Origin of the sequence: Cetobacterium sp. 2G large (assembly GCF_014250655.1) — a bacterium.
In the GTDB taxonomy this organism is placed as follows: domain Bacteria; phylum Fusobacteriota; class Fusobacteriia; order Fusobacteriales; family Fusobacteriaceae; genus Cetobacterium_A; species Cetobacterium_A somerae.
The window spans coordinates 701926-725848 of record NZ_JACHTH010000005.1; the positions used below are offsets into that span (position 1 = coordinate 701926).

22 protein-coding genes are annotated in these 23923 nt (G+C 28.4%); all 22 read left to right on the forward strand.

Annotated features, from left to right (window positions below):
* The first annotated feature begins 3 nt into the window (after nucleotides 1–3).
* Nucleotides 4–846: a UDP-3-O-acyl-N-acetylglucosamine deacetylase gene (gene lpxC, locus H5J23_RS06175; protein WP_023049908.1), complete on the forward strand. Its 843-nt coding sequence runs from the start codon at nucleotides 4–6 to the stop codon at nucleotides 844–846.
* A complete protein-coding gene (gene fabZ / locus H5J23_RS06180) occupies nucleotides 840–1265 on the forward strand; it encodes a 3-hydroxyacyl-ACP dehydratase FabZ (protein ID WP_023049909.1) in 426 nt (141 codons plus the stop codon). The genes lpxC and fabZ overlap by 7 nt, the downstream gene beginning before the upstream one ends.
* 19 nt (nucleotides 1266–1284) lie before the next feature.
* Entirely contained in the window at nucleotides 1285–2058 is a 774-nt protein-coding gene (gene lpxA, locus H5J23_RS06185; protein ID WP_023049910.1) for an acyl-ACP--UDP-N-acetylglucosamine O-acyltransferase, read from the forward strand.
* Nucleotides 2058–2861 carry an LpxI family protein gene (locus H5J23_RS06190; protein ID WP_023049911.1) on the forward strand — a complete coding sequence of 268 codons (804 nt, stop codon included), beginning with the start codon at nucleotides 2058–2060 and terminating at the stop codon, nucleotides 2859–2861. Before lpxA ends, H5J23_RS06190 begins: the two co-directional genes overlap by 1 nt.
* Entirely contained in the window at nucleotides 2858–3928 is a 1071-nt protein-coding gene (lpxB, locus tag H5J23_RS06195; protein ID WP_185891337.1) for a lipid-A-disaccharide synthase, read from the forward strand. Before H5J23_RS06190 ends, lpxB begins: the two co-directional genes overlap by 4 nt.
* A gap of 1 nt (nucleotide 3929) precedes the next feature.
* Nucleotides 3930–5771, forward strand: coding sequence for an ABC transporter ATP-binding protein (locus H5J23_RS06200; RefSeq protein ID WP_185891339.1), 1842 nt, complete (start codon nucleotides 3930–3932; stop codon nucleotides 5769–5771).
* A gap of 12 nt (nucleotides 5772–5783) precedes the next feature.
* A complete protein-coding gene (rph, locus tag H5J23_RS06205; protein ID WP_221892790.1) occupies nucleotides 5784–6515 on the forward strand; it encodes a ribonuclease PH in 732 nt (243 codons plus the stop codon).
* Nucleotides 6515–7105 (forward strand): XTP/dITP diphosphatase, encoded by a 591-nt coding sequence (locus H5J23_RS06210; protein WP_023049915.1) that lies wholly within the window; start codon nucleotides 6515–6517, stop codon nucleotides 7103–7105. Before rph ends, H5J23_RS06210 begins: the two co-directional genes overlap by 1 nt.
* A 48-nt stretch (nucleotides 7106–7153) precedes the next feature.
* Nucleotides 7154–10669 (forward strand): chromosome segregation protein SMC, encoded by a 3516-nt coding sequence (gene smc / locus H5J23_RS06215; protein ID WP_023049916.1) that lies wholly within the window; start codon nucleotides 7154–7156, stop codon nucleotides 10667–10669.
* A gap of 15 nt (nucleotides 10670–10684) precedes the next feature.
* The gene (lpxK, locus tag H5J23_RS06220; protein WP_023049917.1) at nucleotides 10685–11701 is read left to right on the forward strand and encodes a tetraacyldisaccharide 4'-kinase; all 1017 of its coding nucleotides are present in this window, start codon (nucleotides 10685–10687) and stop codon (nucleotides 11699–11701) included.
* Nucleotides 11691–12401 (forward strand): hypothetical protein, encoded by a 711-nt coding sequence (locus H5J23_RS06225; protein WP_023049918.1) that lies wholly within the window; start codon nucleotides 11691–11693, stop codon nucleotides 12399–12401. Before lpxK ends, H5J23_RS06225 begins: the two co-directional genes overlap by 11 nt.
* A 12-nt stretch (nucleotides 12402–12413) precedes the next feature.
* Nucleotides 12414–12866, forward strand: coding sequence for a PTS sugar transporter subunit IIA (locus H5J23_RS06230; RefSeq protein ID WP_040406277.1), 453 nt, complete (start codon nucleotides 12414–12416; stop codon nucleotides 12864–12866).
* A 2-nt stretch (nucleotides 12867–12868) separates the two neighbouring features.
* Nucleotides 12869–13435 (forward strand): nicotinate (nicotinamide) nucleotide adenylyltransferase, encoded by a 567-nt coding sequence (gene nadD, locus H5J23_RS06235; protein ID WP_023049920.1) that lies wholly within the window; start codon nucleotides 12869–12871, stop codon nucleotides 13433–13435.
* A gap of 111 nt (nucleotides 13436–13546) precedes the next feature.
* Nucleotides 13547–14233 (forward strand): isoprenyl transferase, encoded by a 687-nt coding sequence (locus H5J23_RS06240; RefSeq protein WP_023049921.1) that lies wholly within the window; start codon nucleotides 13547–13549, stop codon nucleotides 14231–14233.
* Nucleotides 14234–15046, forward strand: coding sequence for a phosphatidate cytidylyltransferase (locus H5J23_RS06245; protein ID WP_023049922.1), 813 nt, complete (start codon nucleotides 14234–14236; stop codon nucleotides 15044–15046).
* 69 nt (nucleotides 15047–15115) lie between these two features.
* On the forward strand, nucleotides 15116–16270 hold the full coding sequence (gene dxr / locus H5J23_RS06250; RefSeq protein ID WP_185891341.1) for a 1-deoxy-D-xylulose-5-phosphate reductoisomerase: 1155 nt from the start codon (nucleotides 15116–15118) through the stop codon (nucleotides 16268–16270).
* On the forward strand, nucleotides 16257–16943 hold the full coding sequence (locus H5J23_RS06255; RefSeq protein ID WP_185891342.1) for a thymidylate kinase: 687 nt from the start codon (nucleotides 16257–16259) through the stop codon (nucleotides 16941–16943). Before dxr ends, H5J23_RS06255 begins: the two co-directional genes overlap by 14 nt.
* An 11-nt stretch (nucleotides 16944–16954) precedes the next feature.
* The gene (locus H5J23_RS06260) at nucleotides 16955–17983 is read left to right on the forward strand and encodes an RIP metalloprotease (RefSeq protein WP_185891344.1); all 1029 of its coding nucleotides are present in this window, start codon (nucleotides 16955–16957) and stop codon (nucleotides 17981–17983) included.
* A 22-nt stretch (nucleotides 17984–18005) separates the two neighbouring features.
* Complete coding sequence (locus tag H5J23_RS06265) at nucleotides 18006–18614, forward strand: TetR/AcrR family transcriptional regulator (protein WP_023049926.1); 609 nt, start codon at nucleotides 18006–18008, stop codon at nucleotides 18612–18614.
* A gap of 194 nt (nucleotides 18615–18808) precedes the next feature.
* The gene (locus H5J23_RS06270; protein WP_023049927.1) at nucleotides 18809–20194 is read left to right on the forward strand and encodes a sigma-54 dependent transcriptional regulator; all 1386 of its coding nucleotides are present in this window, start codon (nucleotides 18809–18811) and stop codon (nucleotides 20192–20194) included.
* A 30-nt stretch (nucleotides 20195–20224) separates the two neighbouring features.
* Nucleotides 20225–21973: a peptidylprolyl isomerase gene (locus H5J23_RS06275; RefSeq protein WP_185891346.1), complete on the forward strand. Its 1749-nt coding sequence runs from the start codon at nucleotides 20225–20227 to the stop codon at nucleotides 21971–21973.
* A gap of 144 nt (nucleotides 21974–22117) precedes the next feature.
* Nucleotides 22118–23899 (forward strand): DNA primase, encoded by a 1782-nt coding sequence (gene dnaG / locus H5J23_RS06280; protein ID WP_023049929.1) that lies wholly within the window; start codon nucleotides 22118–22120, stop codon nucleotides 23897–23899.
* Nucleotides 23900–23923 lie beyond the last annotated feature (24 nt).

The window sequence follows — 23923 nt, forward strand, 5'->3', positions numbered from 1 at the left end:
TTTATGAAGAGAAAAACTCTTAATAAAGAAATTCAATATAATGGCATTGGTCTTCACAAAGGTGAAGAGATAAAAATGAAATTAATTCCAGCTAAAAGTGGTGGAATAGTCTTTAAAAGAGTAGATTTAGAGAGTGGTAAAAATGAAATTTCTATGGATATAGAAAATACATTTGATTTAACAAGAGGAACAAACTTAAAAAATGAGTTTGGAGCAGCAGTTTACACAATTGAGCATTTTTTATCAGCTCTTTATATAGCTGGGATAACAGATCTAATTGTTGAGTTAGATGGAAATGAACTTCCTATAGGAGATGGAAGTGCGAGGGTTTTTCTAGAAGTTATTGAAGGTGTTGGGATTCAAGAGTTAGAAGAAGAGGTTAAAGAGATTGAAATAAAAACACCAATAAATTTAACAGTAGGAGATAAACATATAGTAGCATTACCTTATGATGGATATAAAATAACTTATACTATTAAGTTTGATCATACATTTTTAAAAAGTCAGATGTTAGAAGTTGTCTTAGATATGGAATCTTATAAAAATGAAATAGCAAATGCAAGAACTTTTGGATTTGATTATGAAATAGATTACTTAAAGAAAAATAATTTAGCTTTAGGAGGAACATTAGATAACGCTATTGTTGTAAAAAAAGATGGAGTTTTAAATCCTGATGGTTTAAGATTTGAAGATGAGTTTGTGAGACATAAAATTTTAGATTTAATAGGTGACTTAAAAGTATTAAACAGACCTATAAAAGGACACATAATAGCTATCAAAGCAGGTCATGCTTTAGATATAGAATTTGCAAAATTACTTAAAAAGCAGGAGGAAAAAATATGTTAGATGTTATGGAGATAATGAAAAGAATACCACACAGATATCCGTTTTTATTAGTTGATAGAGTTTTAGAGATGGATAAAGAGGCGCAAAAAATAAGAGGATTAAAAAACGTAACTGTAAATGAAGAGTTTTTTAATGGGCACTTTCCAGGACATCCAATTATGCCAGGAGTTTTAATAGTAGAAGGAATGGCACAGTGTTTAGGAGTTTTAGTTTTAGACGATACAGAAGGAAAAGTACCATATTTTGCTGCAATTGAAAATGTAAAGTTTAAAGCTCCAGTTAGACCAGGAGATCAATTAATATATGAAGTACAAGTTGATAAATTAAGAAGAAACATAGTAAAAGCTACAGGAGTAGCAAAAGTAGATGATAAAGTGGTGACTGAGGCATCATTTACATTTACTATTATGGAAAAATAGAGAGTAGGGTGAAAAAATAGTGACTGAAATTCATAGCACTGCTATAGTTGAGGATGGAGCAATACTGGAACCGGGAGTAAAGATAGGTCCTTTCTGTATAGTAGGAAAAGACGTAAGGATAGGAAAAAATACAGTATTACAATCTCATGTTGTAGTTGAGGGAATAACTGAAATAGGAGAAAATAACACAATCTATTCTTTTGTTTCTATTGGTAAAGCTTCGCAAGATTTAAAGTATAAAGGTGAGCCAACAAAAACTATAATTGGAGATAACAATAGCATTAGAGAGTTTGTAACAATTCACAGGGGAACAGATGATAGATGGGAAACAAGAATTGGAAGCAATAATTTATTAATGGCATATGTACATGTAGCTCATGATGTAATAGTAGGAGATAATTGTATACTAGCAAATGGAGTTACTTTAGCAGGACATGTAACTGTTGATGATTTTGCTATAATTGGTGGCTTAACACCTGTTCATCAATTCTGTAGAATAGGTTCTTACTCTATGACTGGTGGAGGGAGTGCAATAAATCAAGATATTTGTCCATTTGTTATGGCAGAAGGAAATAAAGCTGTAATAAGAGGATTAAATACTGTTGGACTTAGAAGAAAAGGATTTACAGAAGAGGATCGTTCAAATTTAAAAAAAGCATATAGAATTATATTTAGAAATGGAAATCCATTGAAAGATGCTTTAGTTGAGCTTGAAAATGAATTTCCTGAAGACAAAAATATAAAGTATCTTGTAGAGTTTATAAAAACTAGTAACAGGGGGATTACAAGATAATGAAAAAAGTTGGAATAATAGTAGGTAACGGAAAGTTACCTCTATATTTCCTTAAAGAAGCGGAAGCTAAAGGGATAGAGGTATACTTAATAGGACTTTTTGATACAATTGAAGAAGAAATAAAAAATCATAAAAATTATAAAAGCTTCAATATAGGAGAAATAGGAGAAATAACAAAATATTTATTGCTAAATGATATAAAAGAAGTTGTAATGCTTGGAAAAGTAGAGAAATCAATTTTATTTCAAGAGATGAAATTAGATTATTTTGGAGAAAGACTAATGGAAAAATTACCAGATAAAAAAGATGAGACTTTATTATTTGGTGTTATATCATTTTTAAGATTAAATAAGATAAAAGTATTACCTCAAAATCATTTATTAGGAGATATGATGTTTAAAGAGAGGTGTTATACTAAAAATGTACCTTCTCAAGAGGATAAAAAAACAATACAAATAGGGATTGAAGCAGCTAAAGCACTAAGTGAAATAGATGCAGGTCAAACAGTTGTTTGTAAGGAGTCATCAGTAGTAGCCTTAGAGGGAATAGAGGGAACTGATAAAACAATAGAAAGAGCTGGAGAGTATGCAGGAGAAGAGTGCATAATCATAAAAATGGCAAGACCTCAGCAAGATATGAGAGTTGATATACCAGCAGTAGGAATAGAAACAGTAAAAAGAGCCGTACAAATAAAAGCTAAAGGAATTGTAGCTGAAGCAAATAAGATGTTATTTTTAGATATGAAAGATTGTATAGAGTTAGCAGAAAAAAATAATATCTTTATTATTGGAGTGAAAATATGAAAATATTTGTTTCTACAGGAGAGGTGTCAGGAGATTTACACCTATCTTATTTAGTTAAAGAAGCTAAAGAATTAGATAAAAATGTAAAGTTTTATGGAGTGGCAGGCAAACACTCTAAAAATGCAGGAGTTAACATAATACAGGATATCGATGAATTAGCGATTATGGGATTTACTGAAGCGATAAAAAAATACAGTTATTTAAAAAATAAAGCTGAAGAGTATCTTAATTTTATAAAAAGAGAAAATATAAAAAAAGTTATTATGGTAGATTATGGTGGGTTTAATCTAAAATTTTTAGAATTACTAAAAAAAGAGATTAAAGACGTTGAAATTTTTTACTATATTCCTCCAAAACTTTGGATTTGGGGAGAAAAAAGAATTGATAAACTAAAATTAGCGGATCATATTATGGTTATTTTTCCATGGGAAGTTGATTTTTATAAAAAACATAATGTAGATGCAATTTACTATGGAAATCCATTTACAGAGAGATATAAAAAAATAGATAGAACTGGAGACAAAATTTTATTGCTTCCAGGTAGTAGAAAACAGGAGATAAAATCTTTAATACCTGATTTCATAGATCTTGTAAAAAAGAATCCAAATGAGAAATATCTTCTAAAACTTTCTTCAAAAGAGCATTTAAAGTGGATAGATGAAAATTTAGCAGATTTAAAAAATTTAGAAATTTGTTATGATATATCTTTAAATAAAAGTGTTAAAGAGAGTAAAATTGCTATAGCTGCATCAGGAACAGTTACTTTGGAGCTAGCTTTACTAGGAATTCCAACAATAGTCGTTTATAAAACTAATTTTATAAATTATGTAATAGCTAAATATATTTTAAAAGTTGGTTTTGTATCTTTACCAAATTTAACTTTAAATGAAGAGGTTTTTCCAGAGTTATTACAAAAAAGATGTAACTCTGTAGAAATAGAAAAAAGTATGAAAACTGTTTTAGAAAATTTAGACTCTGTTCAAGAAAAAATTCAACGAATAAGAGAGAAGCTTTCTGGAGTAGATATTACAAAAAGATATGCTGAATTTTTATTGAAAGGAAAATAAAATGGAAAAAATTAATGAATTAGATAGGAAAATAATGGGGTTTTTTAAAAATAAATCTTTAAAAACTTTCTTAAAATATAGTTTGAAATATAAAACAGCTATGTTAGGAGTAATATTATTATCTACTGTAACATCTTTGATGAGTGCAGTACCTGCTTGGCTAAGTAAATATTTAATAGATGATGTTTTAGTAAAGAAAAATGCAAAAATGATGATGATTGTTATTGGAGCTATTTTTGCATCTACTATTTTGAAAGTTATAACAAACTATTTTGCAGATATTTCATCAGGATACATAACAGAAAAAATAAGAAGAGATATTAAAATAGATGTATTCTCACATTTACAAAGATTACCAATAGCGTATTTTAAACAAAATAAGCTAGGAGATTTAATGGCTAGACTTTCAGGAGATTCAACAACTCTTGGAAGAATAGGATTTATGTTGTTTGATATGTTGAAAGAGTTTGTAACTGTTGTTGCTCTTTTATTCAGAATGTTTCAAGTTGACTTTGTATTGGCACTAATATCATTAACTGTTTTACCAGCGATACTTTCTATGGTAAAAAAATATACAAAGAAAATTAGAAAATCAGGGAGAGTAAGACAGGATACAGTTGGAGATGTAACTGCTTTTGTTCAAGAAGCGTTATCTGGAATATCAGTTATAAAAGGTTTTAATAGAAGTGATAAGATTATTGATAAATATATGGATGTAACTCAAGAAGAGTTTGATAAAATATATAAAACAACAAAAATAAAGGCTAAAATATCACCTATAAATGAAGTTTTAGCAACAATAATGATTCTATTAGTTGCAGGTTATGGTGGATATCAAATAATTGTTGTTCAAAGTATGACACCTGGAGATCTAATATCTTTTATAACTGCAATAGGACTTATGCAGCAACCATTAAAAACTTTAATTAAAAGAAATAGTGAGTTACAAGAAGCTTTACCCTCTGCAGATAGAGTAATTGAAATTTTAGATGTAGAATTAGAACCAGATTATATAGGAGAAGATGTTAAAGAAGTACCTGAAACTATAGAGAAAATTGATTTTAATAACGTTGACTTTAAGTATGATGATGGAGATGAAAAAGTATTAAAAAACTTTAACTTGAATGTTAAAGCAGGAGAAGTAGTTGCTTTAGTAGGAAAAAGTGGAAGTGGAAAAACAACTTTGGTAAATCTATTACCAAGATACTACGATATAACTTCAGGAAGTATAAAAATAAATGATATTGATATAAGAGAGATGTCATTACAAAAGTATAGAAATCATATTGGAATAGTGCCACAAGAGACTTTCTTATTTAGTGGAACTATTGGTGAAAACATTGGTTTTGGAAAAGATAATGTTTCGAAAGATGAAATAATAAATGCTGCTAAAATGGCAAATGCGTATAACTTTATAATGGAGTTACCAAATCAATTTGAAACAGAAGTTGGAGAAAGAGGAGTTCTTTTATCAGGTGGACAAAAGCAAAGGCTTGCAATAGCTAGAGCATTGATTCAAAATCCAAGTATTATGATACTTGATGAGGCAACATCAGCTTTAGATACAGAATCAGAAAGATTAGTTCAAGAAGCTTTAGATACTCTGATGAAGGGAAGAACTACTTTTGTTATAGCTCATAGATTATCTACAATAATAAATGCAGATAAAATAGTTGTAATGGAAAATGGAGAGATAAAAGAGGTTGGAACGCATCAAAAATTACTAGAAAATAACGGAATATACAGAAAACTTTACGAGATTCAGTTTGGGAAAATAGAGCCTATAGAAACAGTAGATCTAATTGAAAACCAAAAACTTGAAGAGTTAGAACAGTATATATAGAGAGGAAGAGAAATGATAAGATTAGACGGAAGAAAAACAAATGAAAAAAGAGAAGTAAAGATTACTAGAAACTACACTATGTATGCTGAAGGGTGTGTTTTAATAGAAATTGGAAATACAAAAGTTATTTGTACTGCAACAGTTGTAGAGAAGGTACCACCTTTTTTAAAAAATCAAGGTAAAGGATGGATAACAGCAGAATATTCAATGTTACCAAGAGCAACAGGAGAGAGAAACCAAAGAGAAGCTGCTAAAGGAAAACTTGGTGGAAGAACAATGGAGATTCAAAGACTTATAGGAAGAGCTTTAAGAGCTTGTATTGACCTTGAAAAATTAGGAGAGAGAACAATAACTATCGACTGTGATGTAATTCAAGCAGATGGTGGAACGAGAACTACATCAATCACGGGTGGATTTATAGCTTTAGAAATGGCTATGAGAAGACTTATGGAAAAAGGATTATTAACAGAAAATCCAATTATCGCTAACATTGCAGCAATATCTGTAGGAACTGTAAAAGGAACTCCAATACTTGATTTAATGTATACTGAAGATTCAGAAGCAGAAGTAGATATGAATGTAATTATGAATGATAAAGGGGAGTTTGTAGAGATTCAGGGAACTGGAGAAGAAGCAACTTTCTCAAGAAAAGAGTTAAATGAGTTATTAGATTTAGCTGAAAAAGGGATTTATGAATTAATAGATATCCAAAGAAAAGAGATAGAGGAGGAGTTTTCTAAGTAATGAAAATATTTTTAGCCACAGGAAATAAGAAAAAAATAGATGAGATGTCAAAAATTTTATCTGGATTAGATTTTGAAATACTTTCTATAAAAGATGGAATAGAAATTCCTGAGGTTATAGAAGATGGAGATACTTTTGAAGAAAACTCGAAAAAGAAGGCACTGGAGATAGCAAAATTTACAAATATGATCACAATTTCAGATGATTCTGGTCTTTGTGTTGAAGCTTTAAATGGTGAGCCAGGAGTTTACTCTGCTAGATATGCTGGAGAAGATGGAAATGATGCGGCAAATAATAAAAAACTAATAGAGAACTTACAAGGGATAGAGAATAGAAAAGCAAAATTTGTGACTGTGATAACTTTAGGAAAACCAAATGGAGAGTATCACTCATTTAGAGGTGAAATAGAGGGAGTAATTATAGATGAAGCTAGAGGAAAAGAAGGCTTTGGATATGATCCTCATTTTTATTTACCAGAGTATGATAAAACATTTGCTGAGATGCCTGAAATAAAAAATCAAATTAGCCATAGAGCAAAAGCTTTAGAAGCTTTAAAAAATGGAATTGATAAAATATTAAATATAGGCTAACCTAAATGGGTTAGCTTTTTTTAAGACAAAAGTTATTAGGGAGATAAGATGTACTTAAAAGGTGTAGAAATTTATGGATTTAAGTCTTTCGGTGAAAGAATAAGAATAGATTTTGATGGAGGAATAACCTCTATTGTTGGACCAAACGGAAGTGGAAAATCAAATATATTAGATGGAATATTATGGGTTTTAGGAGAACAATCTTATAAAAATATAAGAGCTAAAGAGAGTAAAGACATTATATTTTCTGGTGGAGAGGGGAAAAAACCTGCAAATTATGCAGAAGTTTCTCTTTTTATAGACAATAGAGATAACTTTTTTCCAATTGAAGCTGATAGTATAAAAATCACAAGAAAGATGTCTCAAAATGGAGATAACGATTATTTAATCAACGATAAAAAAGTTAGATTAAAAGATATTGGAGAACTATTTTTAGATACTGGAGTTGGAAAAAGTGCTTATTCTGTAATAGGACAAGGAAAAGTAGAAAGAATAATTTCATCTTCAAATAAAGAGATAAAAAGTATAATAGAGGAAGCTGCTGGAGTAAAGAAGTTTCAACAGAAAAAAATGGAATCTGAAAAAAGATTAGAAAAAGTTCAAAATGAGCTTGAAAAAATAGAACTAGTTCTAGGTGAGATTGGTGAAAATAGAGCAAGAGTTGAAAAACAATCTAAAAAAGCAGTTGAATATTTAGCTTTAAAAGATGAGAAAAATATTTTACAAAAAGGAGTTTTAACATTTGATTTAAACTCTAAAGATGAAATATTAAAATCAGGAGAAAAAGAGCAAGAAAGACTAGTAACAATAACTTCAACGTTGGAAGAGGAGTTAAAAAAATTAGAGATAGAACTTAATTCAATTGAAAATAGAAGAAAAGAGTTATACTCAAAGATAGAGAATTTTTCAGAAAGTAATACATCTTTAAGGTCTGAGATTGAATCATTAGAAAAAGAAGAGATAAGAGTTAGAGAAAGAATAACATCTTATACAAGAGAATTAAAACAAAAAGAGGAAGAGATTGTTTTAGTAGAAAAAACAGTAGAATCTAAAGATCAGATATTAGTAAAACTAAAAGAGGAAAAAGAGAGAGTAAAAGAAAGAGTTTTAGATATTGAAACAAAAAATAAAGAGTTTGAAAAAGCTATTGAGGATAAAGAAACAAACAAAAGAGATAAAGAGATTAGTATCGAATTAAAAAAGAGAAAAATAATGGATTTAGAAGTTGAAAAGTTAAAACTTTTAAACGAAATCGAAAGTTCTACAAGAAGAATGAAAGGTAGTGAATTCAAGATTTCATCTTTAAAAGAGGAGAAAGAGGGATTCGATAAAAAAATAGAAGAGAATTCGAAAGAGTTAGAGAAAGCTTTAAAAAATAAAGAGTTAAAACAAAAAGAATTGAAAGAAACAGAAGAGAGACAGATAAAATTAGAGCAAGAGATTAGTGATTTAAGTAGAGATATGAATAAAGCTGCTGAATTAGTAAGAAATGCTGAATTTGAAGAAAAAAGAGCCTCTGCTAAACTTCAAGCTCTTTACAGAGTTCAAGAAAGTAATGAAGGATTTTATAAAGGTGTAAAAGAGGTTTTAAATGCTAAGATACCAGGAGTAGAAGGTGCAGTGATATCATTAATAACTGTGCCAGAGAACTATCAAAAGGCAATAGAAGCAGCGATTCCAGGTAATTTGCAGGATATAGTTGTAACAACAAGTGAAGTGGCTAAAAAAGGAATAGAAGTTTTAAAAGAAAAAAAAGCTGGAAGAGCATCGTTTTTAGCTTTAGATACAATTAAAGTTGGTTCAATAAAAGATATTCCTAAAAAAGAGGGTGTTGTAGGAAGAGCATCAGATTTAGTAACTGTAGATAAAAAATATAGTAAAGTATTAGATATGCTATTAGGAAATATTTTAGTTGTAACAGAGGCAGATGTTGCTTTAAAAATCTTAAAAGAAAATAGTTATAGTGGAAATATAGTAACTCTTTCTGGTGAGTTATTAAGCTCTAGAGGAAGAATAACAGGTGGAGAAAATTCAAACTCTATTGTTGCCCAGATTTTTGAAAGAAAAAAAGAGATTAAAACTTTAGAAGATAGTACAAGAGAGATGTCATTAAAATTAAAGGATTGGAATGAAAAAATTCAAGTTATGAGTAAAAAACTTGAGAAGTACGAAGATGAAATAGGCGGAATTGATGCGCTAGAAGATAGTCTAAGAAAACAATCTAAAATAGCAGAGGAGTTATATTTAGATTTAAAATCAAGAAGTGAAAAGCTAGAAAAAGAAAAAAGAGTAGTAGATATTGAGATTCAAGAAGAGGAAAATTATAGTAAAGAGTATGCTAAAAGAGTTGAAAACTCTCAAAGTGAAAAAGAGATAACTGAAAAAATAGTGTCAGATTTAAAAAATGAATTAGATAATGAAAATTCTACAATTCAAATTTTAAATACAGAGATAAATGATTTAAGAAATAAATTTTCAGATATAAGAATACTGTATCTAAATAGTAAAGATAGATTTGTTCAAATTGAAAAAGAAGAAGAGAAAGAAAAAAATGAGCAAAGAGAGCAACAGGAGAAAAAGGATAAAATATCAAATATTTTAATAGAAATAAAAAAAGAACTTGAAAAATTAGAAGAAAAGGCTCATACTATAGCAGAAGATATAAAAAATAAAAATATAAAATTTGAAAATGAAAACCAAGAACTAAAAGATATGAAAAAAGAGGATCATATTTTAGAAGAAAAATCAAAAGATATGATAAAAAATTCAAGAGAAATTGAAACAACTTTATTCAAAGAGAAAGAGATTTTAAATAGAGAGCTAGAAAGAAAGGAGAGAATTTCTAGAGAGATTGAAGAGATTTTAGTTCAATTAGAAGAGTTGCTAGAAGTTGAAGAGTATTCTCTAAAAGAGGAGGATATAAAAGCTTCAAGAACAAAAGTAAGAGAGTTAGAATTAAAATTAAGAGGTTTTGAATCTGTAAATTTACTTTCAATTGAGGAGTTTAAGGAGTTAGACAATAAATATAAATTTATTGATCTACAAAGAGAGGATTTAGTAAAAGGAGAGAAAAGTTTATCTCTTTTAATAAAAGAGATTGACCAAACAATTGAAGAGAAATTCTATGAAGCTTATGAGGAGATAAATAAAAACTTTAATGAGATGTGTATAGAGACATTAGATAACTCAGAAGGAAAGTTATCACTTCATAATGGAGAAGATTTCCAAAATTGTGGTGTTGAAATATCGGTAAAGTACAAAAATAAAAAAAGACAAGCTCTTTCACTGCTTTCTGGTGGAGAAAAGTCAATGGTTGCAATAGCATTTATAATGGCAATATTTATGTATAAACCTAGTCCATTTACATTCTTAGATGAGATTGAGGCTGCTCTTGATGAAAAAAATACCAGAAAATTAATTGGAAAATTAAAAGAGTTTACTGATAGATCTCAATTTATTTTAATAACTCATAATAAAGAAACTATGAAAGCATCAGATTCTCTATATGGAGTAACAATGAATAAAAAAATAGGAATTTCTAAATTAGTTCAAGTAAAAATTTAGTAAAGAGAGGAAAAAATGAGACTTTTATCGTATATATATTTTTTAATAACCTCAATACGAAATTGGCTTTACGATAAAAGGTATCTTAAAATAAATGAGATACCAGATGTTGATATTTTATGTATAGGGAATATAACTGTTGGAGGTACTGGTAAAACTCCAGCAGTTCAATTCTTTGCAAAAAAACTTCTGAAAATGGGGAGAAAAGTTGCTATAGTATCAAGAGGATATAGAGGAAAAAGAAAAATTGATCCATTAGTGGTAAGTGATGGAAAAAAAATATTAGTTACATCTAAAGAGAGTGGAGACGAGCCTTATATCCATGCTTTAAATTTAAAAATGCCTGTTATAGTTGGAAGAAATAGATATGAGGCTTGTAAATTAGCAGTGGAAAAGTTTGGAGTAGACACAATAATATTAGATGATGGTTTTCAGCATAGAAAACTAAAGAGAAATAGAGATATTGTATTGATTGATGCAACAAATCCTTTTGGCTGGGGAGCGTTATTACCTAAAGGAACTTTAAGAGAGGACTTTCAAAAAGGTGGAGAGAGAGCAAGTGAATTTATAATAACAAAATCAGATTTAATATCTGAAAGTGATTTAGAGACATTAAAAAGATTTTTAAAAGTGAAATTTAAAAAGTCAGTTTCAGTTGCTAAACATGGAGTGACTTCATTGTGTGATATAAAAGGAAATGCAAAGCCATTATTTTGGGTAGCAGGAAAAAGAGTTCTTCTTTTTTCAGGTCTTGCAAATCCACTTAATTTTGAAAAGACAGTAATTTCTTTAAATCCAGAGTACATAGAAAGAGTAGATTTTATGGATCACCATGATTTTAAAGAGAAAGACTTTGATGTTATAAAGAAAAGAGCGAAAGCGATGGATGCAGATTTTATAATAACAACAGAAAAAGATTTAGTAAAACTTCCTAAAGGATTAGAAATGGACAATTTATTTGTTCTTAAAATAGAGTTTACAATGTTAGAAGATAATAGTTTAAAAGGATTTGGTGAAATAAATGAAAAATAGAATAGAAAAAAGAGTAGCAAAAGTAATTGAAAATGCGGATACTCTTGACAAAAGAGCCTACTTAACTATAGATTGTGATGGTGTAGTTAAGAGAAAAGAGATGAATTTTTCAATTCCTCTAATGGTATTTTGTGAAAATGATGAGATTTTTGAAAGAGTTTTAAAAGAAGAGAGCAATAAGATAGAGAGAATTAAAGAGAAAAAAATTGAAAGATTATCAAATGTACCTGTTGATAAGTTGAAAGAGAATTTTATGAAGCTAGTGATAAAAGGCGAATTAGAATTTTCTAAAAAATATGGAAAAGAGCTAGCTTTAAAGGATAAAGAGGAGTTTTTGAAAACTCTATTTAATCTATCTCTTATGGATAATATAAACTTTTATAAACCTTTAATGGCTTTAGCTATGAAAGAGATTATAGAAAATATAGGATGGGTAGATGAGATAGGATATCTTGTTATTAGCTATTTTACAAAACAAAGATATGATTTAAGTCAATTAGAAAATGCTATAGAAAATGAAAGTGAGATTACTGAAATTTCTGAAAACATATCATTATTAGCATATAAAAAAGTATTGGAAAGTTATACTTATAAAAATGAAAAGAAATATAGAGCGATGTTATTAAGTGGAGTTAAAAATCAAAATAGACTAACTCAATGGCAAATTGATGATGAAATTTTAAATAGCATAAAGTTTTAAAGGGGGCAACAAGTGTTAAATTATTTTAATATAAAAATGATTAACATTATAGATAATAAATCTGTTTCAAAAAATGAGATATTAAAAATAATGGTATCTAATATGGTTGAAAATAGCGATTTGATTTCTGATAAAGATATATTCTATAAAGAGGTTTTAGAAAGAGAAAATGTAGGAACTACTGGAATTGGAATGGGAGTTGCAATTCCTCATGCAAGAACAGAAGTGGTAAAAGATATTGTAGTATCAGTTGCACTATTAAAGAGACCTGTAAATTTTGATTCATTAGATGGAGAAAAAGTTAAAATAGTAATATTAGTTGGAGCACCAAAGGGTGAAAGTAAAAAGTATTTAGAACTACTTTCGTCATTAGCTAAAATTTTTAGAGATAAAAAAATTAGAGAAAGTATTTTAGAAAGTACTACTACAGAGTGTTTAATTGAAGCTATTGCGGAGATTGGCTAAAGATGAAAATAGGTATATACGGAGGAAGCTTTAATCCTATTCATAATGGTCATATTTATATGGCGAAGTTTATTGTAGATTATTTAAAATTAGATAAACTTATTGTTATACCAGTAGGAACTCCTTCTCATAGAAAAAACACGTTAGCGGATGCTACTATGAGATTAAAAATGTGTAAAATAGCATTTGAAAATGAAAAAAAGATAGAGGTTTCAGATATAGAAACTAAATCAAAAGATATCTCATTTACCTATGACACATTATTAAAAATTATTGAAACTTATCCAGGGAATGAGTATTTTGAAATTATTGGTGAAGATTCTGGAGAGTATTTTCATAAATGGAAAAATTATAAAGAAATTTTAAAATTAGCTAAGGTAGTCGTTCTTCAAAGAGAGGGATATAGTACTATATTAAAAGATTCAAATCTTTTACAAGTTAAAAATCCATTTTTAAATTTTTCTTCAACAAGGGTAAGAGAAGCTATTTTAAATGAGGAATCAATAGAAAATATGGTACCAAAAGAGGTAGCAGAGTTCATAAAAGTTAATAAACTATACAAAAAGTAAAAGGAGGTAGCATAAAAACTACCTCTTTTGTTCACTTAGGAACCATTTTTTTTATGGAAAAAATGTTCTAAATATGGTAAAATTTAGTGATTTATTGAGAGGAGAGAAATAATGAGTTTAAGAGTACCAAATCATATAGCAATAATTATGGACGGGAATGGACGTTGGGCAAAGGAAAAGGGAATGCCTAGAACATATGGACATAAAGCTGGAGCAGATACTTTAAGAAAGATATTAACTTCTTGTGGAGAGTTAGGTATAAAATATTTAACAGTTTATGCTTTTTCAACAGAAAATTGGAAAAGAGCAAAGGAAGAAGTGGATACTTTAATGTTTCTTTTCAAAACTTATTTAAAAAATGAAAAAAAATTATTGATGAAAAATAATGTTAAATTTTTAGTTTCTGGAAGAAAAGAGGGTGTTAGCAAAGATCTTCTTGCAGAGATTAGTAAGTTAGAAGAGGCAACAAAAGGAAATACAGGGATAACATTGAATATAGCTTTTAACTATGGAGGGAGAGCTGAATTAGTTGATGCTATAAAAGAAATTGTAAAAAATAATGAAAAAGAGATAACTGAGGAAACTGTAGAAAAATATTTATATAACCAGTTACCAGATCCAGAGTTACTAATAAGAACAAGTGGAGAGATGAGAATTTCTAATTTTTTATTATGGCAAATAGCCTATTCTGAAATATATGTAACAGATACTTATTGGCCAGATTTTAATAAAGATGAGTTAATAAAGGCTATAGAGAGTTATCAAAAAAGAGATAGGCGTTTTGGAGGAGTAAAATAGATGTTAAATAGGATATTAGTAGCTTTAATAGGAATACCACTTTTAATAACAGTATTGTTAAAGGGAGGATTTTTACTATTACTGTTTGTAAACTTTGTTATATTAGTAGGGTTGTTTGAATTTTATAAAATGGCAGAAATTGGTGGGAAAAAACCAGATGTAAATTTAGGGTATATAGCTGGATTGGCTATACCAAATATAATATATTTCACAAATGTAGATAATTCAACACTTATACTTATGCCTATAACGTTATTAACAATAGCTTTAATAGGGAAAAAAGTTTTACAAAATAAAGTTGAAAATTCTAGTAGAGATATTGGAGTTACACTGCTTGGAGTTGTTTATATTTCGGGATTGTTTACACATCTATTATTAATGAACTACCTTCCAAATGGTGGGAAATGGTTATTAACAATTCAGATTTTAGTATGGGTATGTGATTCCTTTGCATATTTTGTAGGGATGGGAATCGGTAGAAAAATATTTAAACAAGGATTTAGTTCAATTAGTCCAAAGAAATCTATAGAAGGTTCTATTGGAGGAATAGTTTTTACAATGGGAACTATTTATCTAATAAATAAGTATTTTAATATTTTTGGAACTGATGTAAGTACAATAGTAGTTTTATTATTTGGATTTTTAATTAGTATCGTAGCTCAAATAGGTGATTTAGGTGAATCTATGTTTAAAAGAGAGTTTAAAGTAAAAGATTCAGGAAAATTACTAGGAGAACATGGTGGAATATTAGATCGTTTTGATAGTATGCTGTTTGTTGTACCAGTTGTGTATTATTTATTAAAATTTATTTAGAGAAAAGGGTAGCTTAAAAAGCTACCATTTTTTTAGAAGAGAAATATAAAGAATTTGAGGAGAGGAAGTATGAAAAGTATAACTATATTGGGTTCTACAGGAAGTATTGGAACAAATGCATTAAAAGTTATAGAAGCAAAAAAAGAGAAATTCAAGGTTATAGGGATGTCTGCGTATTCAAATTTAGAGTTATTTAAAGAGCAAATAGAGAAATTTAATCCAAAGTATCTTTGTATAGGATCTGAAAAAAATGCTGAAATTTTAAAGAGATTATATCCAGAAAAAACAATATATTTTGGAGATGATGGGTTGAAACTTATGGGAGCTTTAGATGAAGCTGATATAGTTTTAACAGCTATAAGTGGAGCTGTTGGAATTGAGGCTACAGTAGAGGCAATAAAAAAAGAAAAAAGAGTTGCTTTAGCAAACAAAGAAACTATGGTGGCTGCAGGAGATTATATAAATAAGATTTTAAAAGAGTATCCAAAAGCTGAGATAATTCCTGTTGATAGTGAGCATTCAGCATTATTTCAAAGTATGCAAGGAAGTAGAAAAGAAGAGGTGAAAAATTTAATTATTACAGCTAGTGGTGGAACTTTTAGAGGAAAAACTTTAGAAGAATTAAAAGATGTAACAGTTGAAGAAGCTTTAAAGCATCCCAATTGGTCTATGGGTAAGAAAATAACAATTGATTCGTCAACTTTAGTTAATAAAGGATTAGAAGTAATAGAGGCTCATATGCTATTTGGAGTGGATTATGAAAATATTGAGGTTCTAGTGCATCCTCAAAGTATAATTCATTCAATGGTAGAATTTGTAGACAACTCCATAATAGCTCAAATAGGAGCACCAGATATGAAGCTACCTATTCAATATGCATTTACATACCCTGAAAGAGAGGGAAGTAGTGCGTTAGAAAGATTGAATTTAAAAACTTTAAAAGAACTAACTTTTAGTCAGGTTGATAATGAAGTATTTAAGGGAGTACAATTAGCTTTTCAAGCTGGAAAAATAGGAAAAACAATGCCTTGTGTTTTTAACTCGGCAAATGAGGTTGCAGTAGAGTTATTTTTAAAAGGTCAAATAAAATTTTTAGAAATATATGAGATAATAGAAAAAGCTATGGAACTTCATAAGGTTAAAGAGATAGATTCTTTAGAAGTAATAAAAAATGTAGATAAAGAAACAAGAAAGTGGGTTTATGACAATTATGCAAAAGATTAAAAGAGGAAGACTTATAGTTATAGAGGGAACAGATTCAAGTGGAAAAGAAACGCAAACAGCGATGCTGTTTGAGAGATTATCAGAAAAAATAAGTAATATAAGAAAAATATCTTTTCCAAATTATGAAAGCCCAGCGTGTGCTCCAGTAAAGATGTATTTAGCAGGAGAGTTTGGAACAGATGCTGAGAAAGTAAATCCATATCCAGCTTCAACGATGTATGCAATAGATAGATATGCATCTTACAAAACTGATTGGGGAAAGTTTTATAATGATGGAGGAATAATCATAACAGATAGGTATACAACATCAAATATGGTTCATCAAGCATCTAAAATAGATAATTCTCAAGAAAAAGAGATGTACCTATCTTGGTTAGAGGATTTAGAATATAGTAAAATGGGAATACCAAGACCAGATTTAGTTATTTTCTTAAATATGCCGACAGAAACTGCTCAAAAATTAATGGCTGAAAGAAAAAATAAAATAACTGGAGAGGATAAAAAAGATATTCATGAAAAAAATATTGAATACTTAAAAAAATCTCATGAAAATGCGTGTGAAATATCAAAAAAATACTCTTGGAAAGAGATCAAATGCGTTGAAAATGATAGGTTAAAAACAATAGAAGAGATTTCAAATGAAGTGTTTGAGCTCGTAAATGGAATCTTATAACAGGAGGAAAAATGGATATAATAATAGCGCTATTATTACTAGGATTAATAATTTTTATACATGAATTGGGTCATTTTTTAGCGGCAAGATTTTTTAAAATGCCTGTTTCTGAATTTGCAATAGGAATGGGACCAGAGTTATATTCTTATTATACTGGAAAAACTTTATATTCTATTAGAATAATACCAATAGGTGGTTTTGTAAATATAGACGGAATGGAAGTTGAGAGTAAAGTAGAAAATGGTTTTAATAGTAAGTCACCATTTGCTAGATTTGTAGTTTTATTTGCAGGAGTATTTATGAACTTCATGCTAGCGTTATTAGTAATTTTAGGAATAACATTTACTAGTGGAAAAGCTATTCAAAATACAAATCCAATAGTAGGAAATGTAATAAAAGAGGCAAAAGCATCAACAGTTTTAAAGGAAAATGATATTATAAAAGAGATAGATGGAACACAAATAACTACTTGGTCAGAAATAGGTGAAACAATAGCAAAGGACTCTAAAAAAAGAGATGCGCTAGATGTAGTTATAGAAAGAGATGGAAAAACTTTAGATGTAGTAGTTCCGTTAACTAAGATAAGTGAAGAAAAACCAGCTATTATGGGAATAATTCCTGAGTATAAATTTGAAAAGTATAGTTTTGGAGAGGGAATAAAACAATCTTTTAAAATATTTATAGGTGTATTTGAAGATACATTAGGTGGAGTTAAAATGCTTGTAACAGGAAAAGTAAAGGCTAAAGATATTAGTGGTCCTGTTGGAATAGTTAAAGTAGTAGGAGATGCAAGTAAAAGTGGAAGCTCTGGAATTTTAATTTGGTTATTAGCAATATTATCAATAAATGTAGGAATATTTAACTTACTACCTTTTCCAGCTTTAGATGGTGGAAGAATTATATTTGTTATATTAGAATTAATTGGAATAAAAGTTGATAAGAAACTTGAAGAAAGAGTTCATACGATTGGTATGATTATGTTATTTGGGTTAATTATATTTGCAACAGCTAACGATATATTTAATATTTTTAAATTTTAATTAAAAATAAGGACGTGATTGTGTGACGAAAAGAGATCGTATAAAGAGGACAGCAACTATTTTATTTGCGGCTAATGGAATCAGAAATACAAAAATAGAGGATATAGCTAACGTTTTAGGAATGGCAAAAGGTGGGTTCTATTACTATTTTAAAAGTAAAGAAGAGTTACTACTAGAAATAATGGATAATTCAGTTATAAGTAGAAAAGAGTTTTTAAAGGAAGTAGGAGATTTAGATGTTCCTTTTGAAGAAAAATTAAAAATGATTGTTAGAAGAAGATTAACTTTAAAAGATGATAGATACAACTTATTTTTATTTGCTAAAATCTATGAAAATGGAGAGATAAATTTAACATACGATGAATATATGAAAAGAGATATTATATTCAGTGAGTTTTTAAATAACAATAGAGAGCATATAAAAGAAGAGTATAGAAGTGAAATAGAAAAAATTAGAACAATGTTAAGCTCATCATTAACAACTCTTTTATTATATTTGATAACTCAAACAGGAATAGAAGTAGTAGATGAAGATAGTTATAAAAGAATGGTTGAAAAATATGCAACGATTGATATAACTAGAGAGATTGAAATGTTTTATAATCTGTTTTTAAAGTCTATGTTAAATTAATTTATATAGAAAAAAAACATTAACTTAGAAAATATAACAAAATAAAAAGGAAAAAAGAGGAGAAATTTGAACTAATGTTTAGAGTGAAACTCTTTGAAATAATCTAGAACAGAATTTTTTAAAAAAGTCTTGAAAAATAACAAAATATCAATTATAATACATTGTTATCGAAAATAGAAAGTAGGAGGAAAAGGATGAAAAAATCAATATTAGTAGTTTCAGAAAGAAAAGAAACATTAAAACAAGTAAGAAAAGCTTTATCAGAAGTTTATGAAATAATAACATTTAATAACTTATTAGATGCTCTAGATATGTTAAGAGAGAGTGATTTTGACGTAGTTTTATTAGACGAGTATTTAACATGGTTTAACTTTTCAGAAGCTAAGAGAAAGTTAAATGGAATAGGAAAGGATTTCGTAGTAATAGGATTACTTGATGAAGAAAACGAAGCTTTAATTCAAGAGATGAAGGAAGCGGATATCTATAACTATTTATTAAAGCCAGTAGATGTTAAAGAAATGAACAGAATAATGATACCAGCTTTAAGAAGCTTAGAGATAGTAAAAGAGAAGAGAAAATTAGAAGAGAAGCTTTCAGATACAGAAGATGAGAATGAAATAATTGGACAATCTGCAAGAATTAAAGAGGTAAAAAACTTAATTGATAAAGTAGCAGAGAGCGACTTAACTGTTTTAATAACAGGAGAAAATGGAGTTGGAAAAGAGTTAATTGCTAAAGAGATATTCAAAAAGAGTGATAGAAGAAAAGAAAACTATATAACAATTTCATGTGCTTCTTTACCAGAAGATTTAATTGAAAGAGAGTTATTTGGTTATGAAAGAGGAGCATTCTTAGGAGCAACTACAAGTAAAAAAGGAATTTTAGAAGAAGCAGATGGTGGAACTGTATTCCTTGATGAAATATCAGCAATGGATTTAAAAGCTCAATCGAAAGTTCTTAGAGTTATCGAATATGGAGAATTTAGAAGAGTTGGTGGAAATAAATCAAGAAGAGTAGACGTTAGATTTATAGTATCTACTAATAAGGATTTAAAAGAGGAAACAGAAAAAGGTAAATTTAGAAAAGATTTATATCATAGATTAACAGCTTTCCCAATTGAAGTAGCACCTTTAAGAGATAGAAAAGATGATATTCCTATGTTAGCAAACTACTTCTTAAATAAAATTGTAAAAGATTTAAGAAGAGAAATACCTGTTATTTCAGGAGATGCTATGAAGTATTTAATGGAATACTCATATCCAGGAAATATAAGAGAGTTAAAAAATATGATTGAAAGAATGGTAATTTTATGTAACGATAGAAATATTGATGTAGAAGATTTACCATTAGAAATAAAAATGAAATCTGATACAGTTGAAAATAAAACTGTTATTGGAGTAGGACCTTTAAAAAATATATTAGAGCAAGAGATATATGCTTTAGATGAAGTTGAAAAGGTAGTAATCGCAATGGCATTACAAAAAACAAGATGGAATAAACAAGAAACATCTAAGCTTTTAGGAATTGGAAGAACAACTCTTTATGAAAAAATCAGAAAATATGGGTTAGATACAAAATAATATTTACAAAATTCTTCGGAGGGGTTAAAAATGGCAATTAGAAAGTTTAGAAAAAATATGAAACCAGTTATATGGGTAGTAACAATATTCTTTTTAATAAGTTTGATAGCAGGTTATGCAATGTCATTTAGAAGTAGTTCTGCAAATACACAACTAGCTTTTAAACTAAATGGTAAAAAAGTTACAATGGTAGAAGCACACAGATCTATGGCTATAATGTCTGAGAATTACAAAAGATATTTAGGAACTAATATAGATCCAGAGCTAATGAATACAATAGCTTTTAATGAGTTAATTAATAGAAATCTTTTATTAGAGATGGCAGATAAATTAAAAGTAAAAGTTTCAGGATCAGAAGTGAGTGCTCAAATGGATCAAATAAAGGCGGCTTTCCCTGATAAAGAGCAATTTAAAAGTGCACTTTTAAGTCAAGGATATACTACAAAAACTTTAGAAAATGAAATTAGAGAAAACTTAATACTACAAAAAACTTCAGAAGCTATAACTCAAGGAGTTCAGGTGACACCTGAAGAGATTGATGAATATTATGCTGATTACAAATATACAATGTTCCAAGGGAAACCATTAGAAGAGGTTAAAACTCAAATAGAGCAAGCTTTAAAAATGCAAAAAGGTGCTGAAGCATATGCAAAAGATATGTCTGAAGCTAGAGCAAAAATGAAGTTAGAGGATTTAGATAAAAACTTCGATGCCTATGTAGAAAAAGAGGCTTTTGAATTTGATGGAGTTAAAGTAAGCAACGTTGAATTTGATAAAAGAGTTTTAAATACATTAGCAATGACTAAAGGTGATTTAGAAGGGGCAAAAGAGTTAGCAAAATCATCGATTGAATCAGAGATAAAATTATTAAAAGCATCTGAAGCTAAGGGTATAAAAGTAGATTCTGTTTTACCTTTAGATTTACAAGTTGCAAATGCTGTAAAAGAACTATATAGTAAACTAAAATCAGAAGTAACATATACTCAAAATGATTTAAAAGAGTTCTTTGAAGAGAATCAATTAAATTATGATACATTAGAAAGCGCTAATGCAAATATCGCTATTTTAAAAGTTCAACCAACAGAAAGTGATGACCAAAAAGCAAAAGAAAAAGCTGAAGATCTTTTAAAGAAAGTTAATAAGGATAATTTTGCAGAGATGGCTAAAAACTTCTCAGATGGTCCAAGTGGTCCTACAGGAGGAGCATTAGGAACTTTTAAAAAGGGAGATATGGTAAAACCTTTTGAGGATGCAGCTTTTGCAGGAACTCCTGGAGAGATTTATCCAGAAGTTGTAAAAACTCAATTTGGATATCACATAATTTTTGTACAAGAGAAAGATGATAAAGCTGAAACAGTTACAGCAAGCCATATTTTAATTATTCCAGAACCATCAGAAGAAACAATAAATTCAAAAGATGCTCAAATTGCTCAAATTGTTAAAGATTTAACAGATAAAACAATAACATTTGATGATTTGAAAAATGATAAAGATATCGTTTTCTCTGAGAAAATAGATGGAATTACAAAAGAAGGATATATTCCAGGATTAGGATATAATGAAGAGTTAGCAAAAGCTATTTATGATTCTAAAATTGGAGATGTTGGATTTATTAAAGATCAGAAAGATTTTATAATCTATAAAAAAGATTCACAAACAGATGAGAAAAAAGCTGATTTCCAAGAGTTTGAAAATCAAGTAAAAATAGATTATATTAATGCAAAGGCTCAAGAGGCTTTAAAAGAGATTGAGTTAAGCACACAAAATACAGAAAATTAAAAAAATGAGAAGGATTTTTAAAAATCCTTCTTTTTATTTAAAAAAAAATTGCATATTTACCAAAAATATAATATAATTTAGGATAGAGCGGTTTGCTCTTAAATATTTTTTACTTAAAAAATCTAAGAGATTAGGAGAATATTGATGAAATATAAATCAGAAGATATTGATTTATTGTTACAACAATTACATATTGAAGAGGTTGTAGGAGAATTTGTTGATTTAAAGAAAACAGGAGCTAACTTTAAAGGTTTGTGTCCTTTTCACCAAGATAACAATCCATCATTTGTAGTAAGTCCAAATAAGAACATATGTAAATGTTTTGTTTGTGGTGCAGGTGGGAATCCTATAAAATTCTATTCAGAGTATAAAAAAATATCTTTTGTTGAAGCAGTAGAAGAGTTAGCAAATAAATATAATATTCCAATAAAAAAAGTAGGAAATAGTAAAGTTAATGAAAATAAAGAGTATTATGAAATTATGGAAGAGGCTCACAACTATTACAAAGAGGAGATGTTTAAAAATACAGCTCGTGATGCTTTAGAATATCTATCTAAAAGAAAAATAAACCCAAAATTAATAAAAGAGAATGAAATAGGATATGCCCCCAATGAATGGACAGGGCTTTATGATTATCTTATAAAAAAGGGGTTTGAAAAAAAGAAGATATTTGATTTAGGATTAGCTAAAGAAAATGAAAAAGGAATTTATGATGCTTTTAGAAATAGGATTATTTTTCCAATATACTCAGTTTCAGGTAAAATTATAGCTTTTGGTGGTAGATCTTTAGAGGATAGCAAAGATATTCCAAAATATATAAACTCACAGGAAACACCTATTTTCTCAAAAGGAAAAAACTTATATGGTTTTATCCAAAAAGGAAGTAATATTAAAAAGAAGAATTATTCGATTTTAATGGAAGGGTATATGGATGTCTTATCAAGCCATTCTTATGGATTTGATGTGGCTTTAGCACCATTGGGAACAGCTTTAACAGAAGAACAAGCGCATCTATTGAAAAAATATACTAATAATGTAATACTTTCTTTTGATATGGATGAAGCTGGACAAAAAGCTACTGAGAGATCTATACTTATTTTAAAATCAGCAGGATTCAATATAAGAGTATTATTATATAAAGATGCAAAAGATCCTGATGATTACTTAAAAAAATATGGAAAAGAAGCATTTTTAAAAGTTGTAAAAGATTCTTTAGAAGCTTTTGATTATCTTTATTTAAGATATTCATCTGAGTATAGTTTAGAAGATCACATGTCAAAACAAAATTTCATAAATAGATTTAAAGATTTTTTTCAATGTTTAGAAAGTGATTTAGAAAGAAGTTTATATATTGATAAGTTAGGTAAGTCATTAAATATTGAATTAGATGTACTGAAATCTATTTTAATAACAAACAATAAAAAAAGAATAAAAAATACTTACGAAAAAAAAGAGGAAAGTAAGGATTTAGACGAAAAAGGACTATATAATCTAGAGAAGTTGACGTTAGCATTAGTTCTTTCTCAAAATGAGTACATTGAAGATTTTAGGGATAAAGAGATTAGTAGTAGTTTAGGGAAAAAAATATTTCAATATATAGAGTTTTTAAAAGAAAATCAAGAGAAAAGTTCTAACATAATAAAGGATATAATATTAACGGGAAATTTGAGTCAAGATGAAGAGAAAGAGCTAGTAAATATATCATTACTTTCTATAGATGATTACTCAAATAAATTGGATATAGAAAAAGGGTTTCAAATTATTTTTATGTCATGGTTTATTTTAGAATTAAAAGAAGCATTAAAAGAGAGAAGTAACTTATTAAAACATATCAAGCTAAAGAAAATAGAGGATAAATTGAAACAACATATTGAGTTCAATGACCTTCGTGCATTGTATGATGAATTTAAGAGTATCAATGCTTAAAATTTTGAGAGATAATTTTATTCA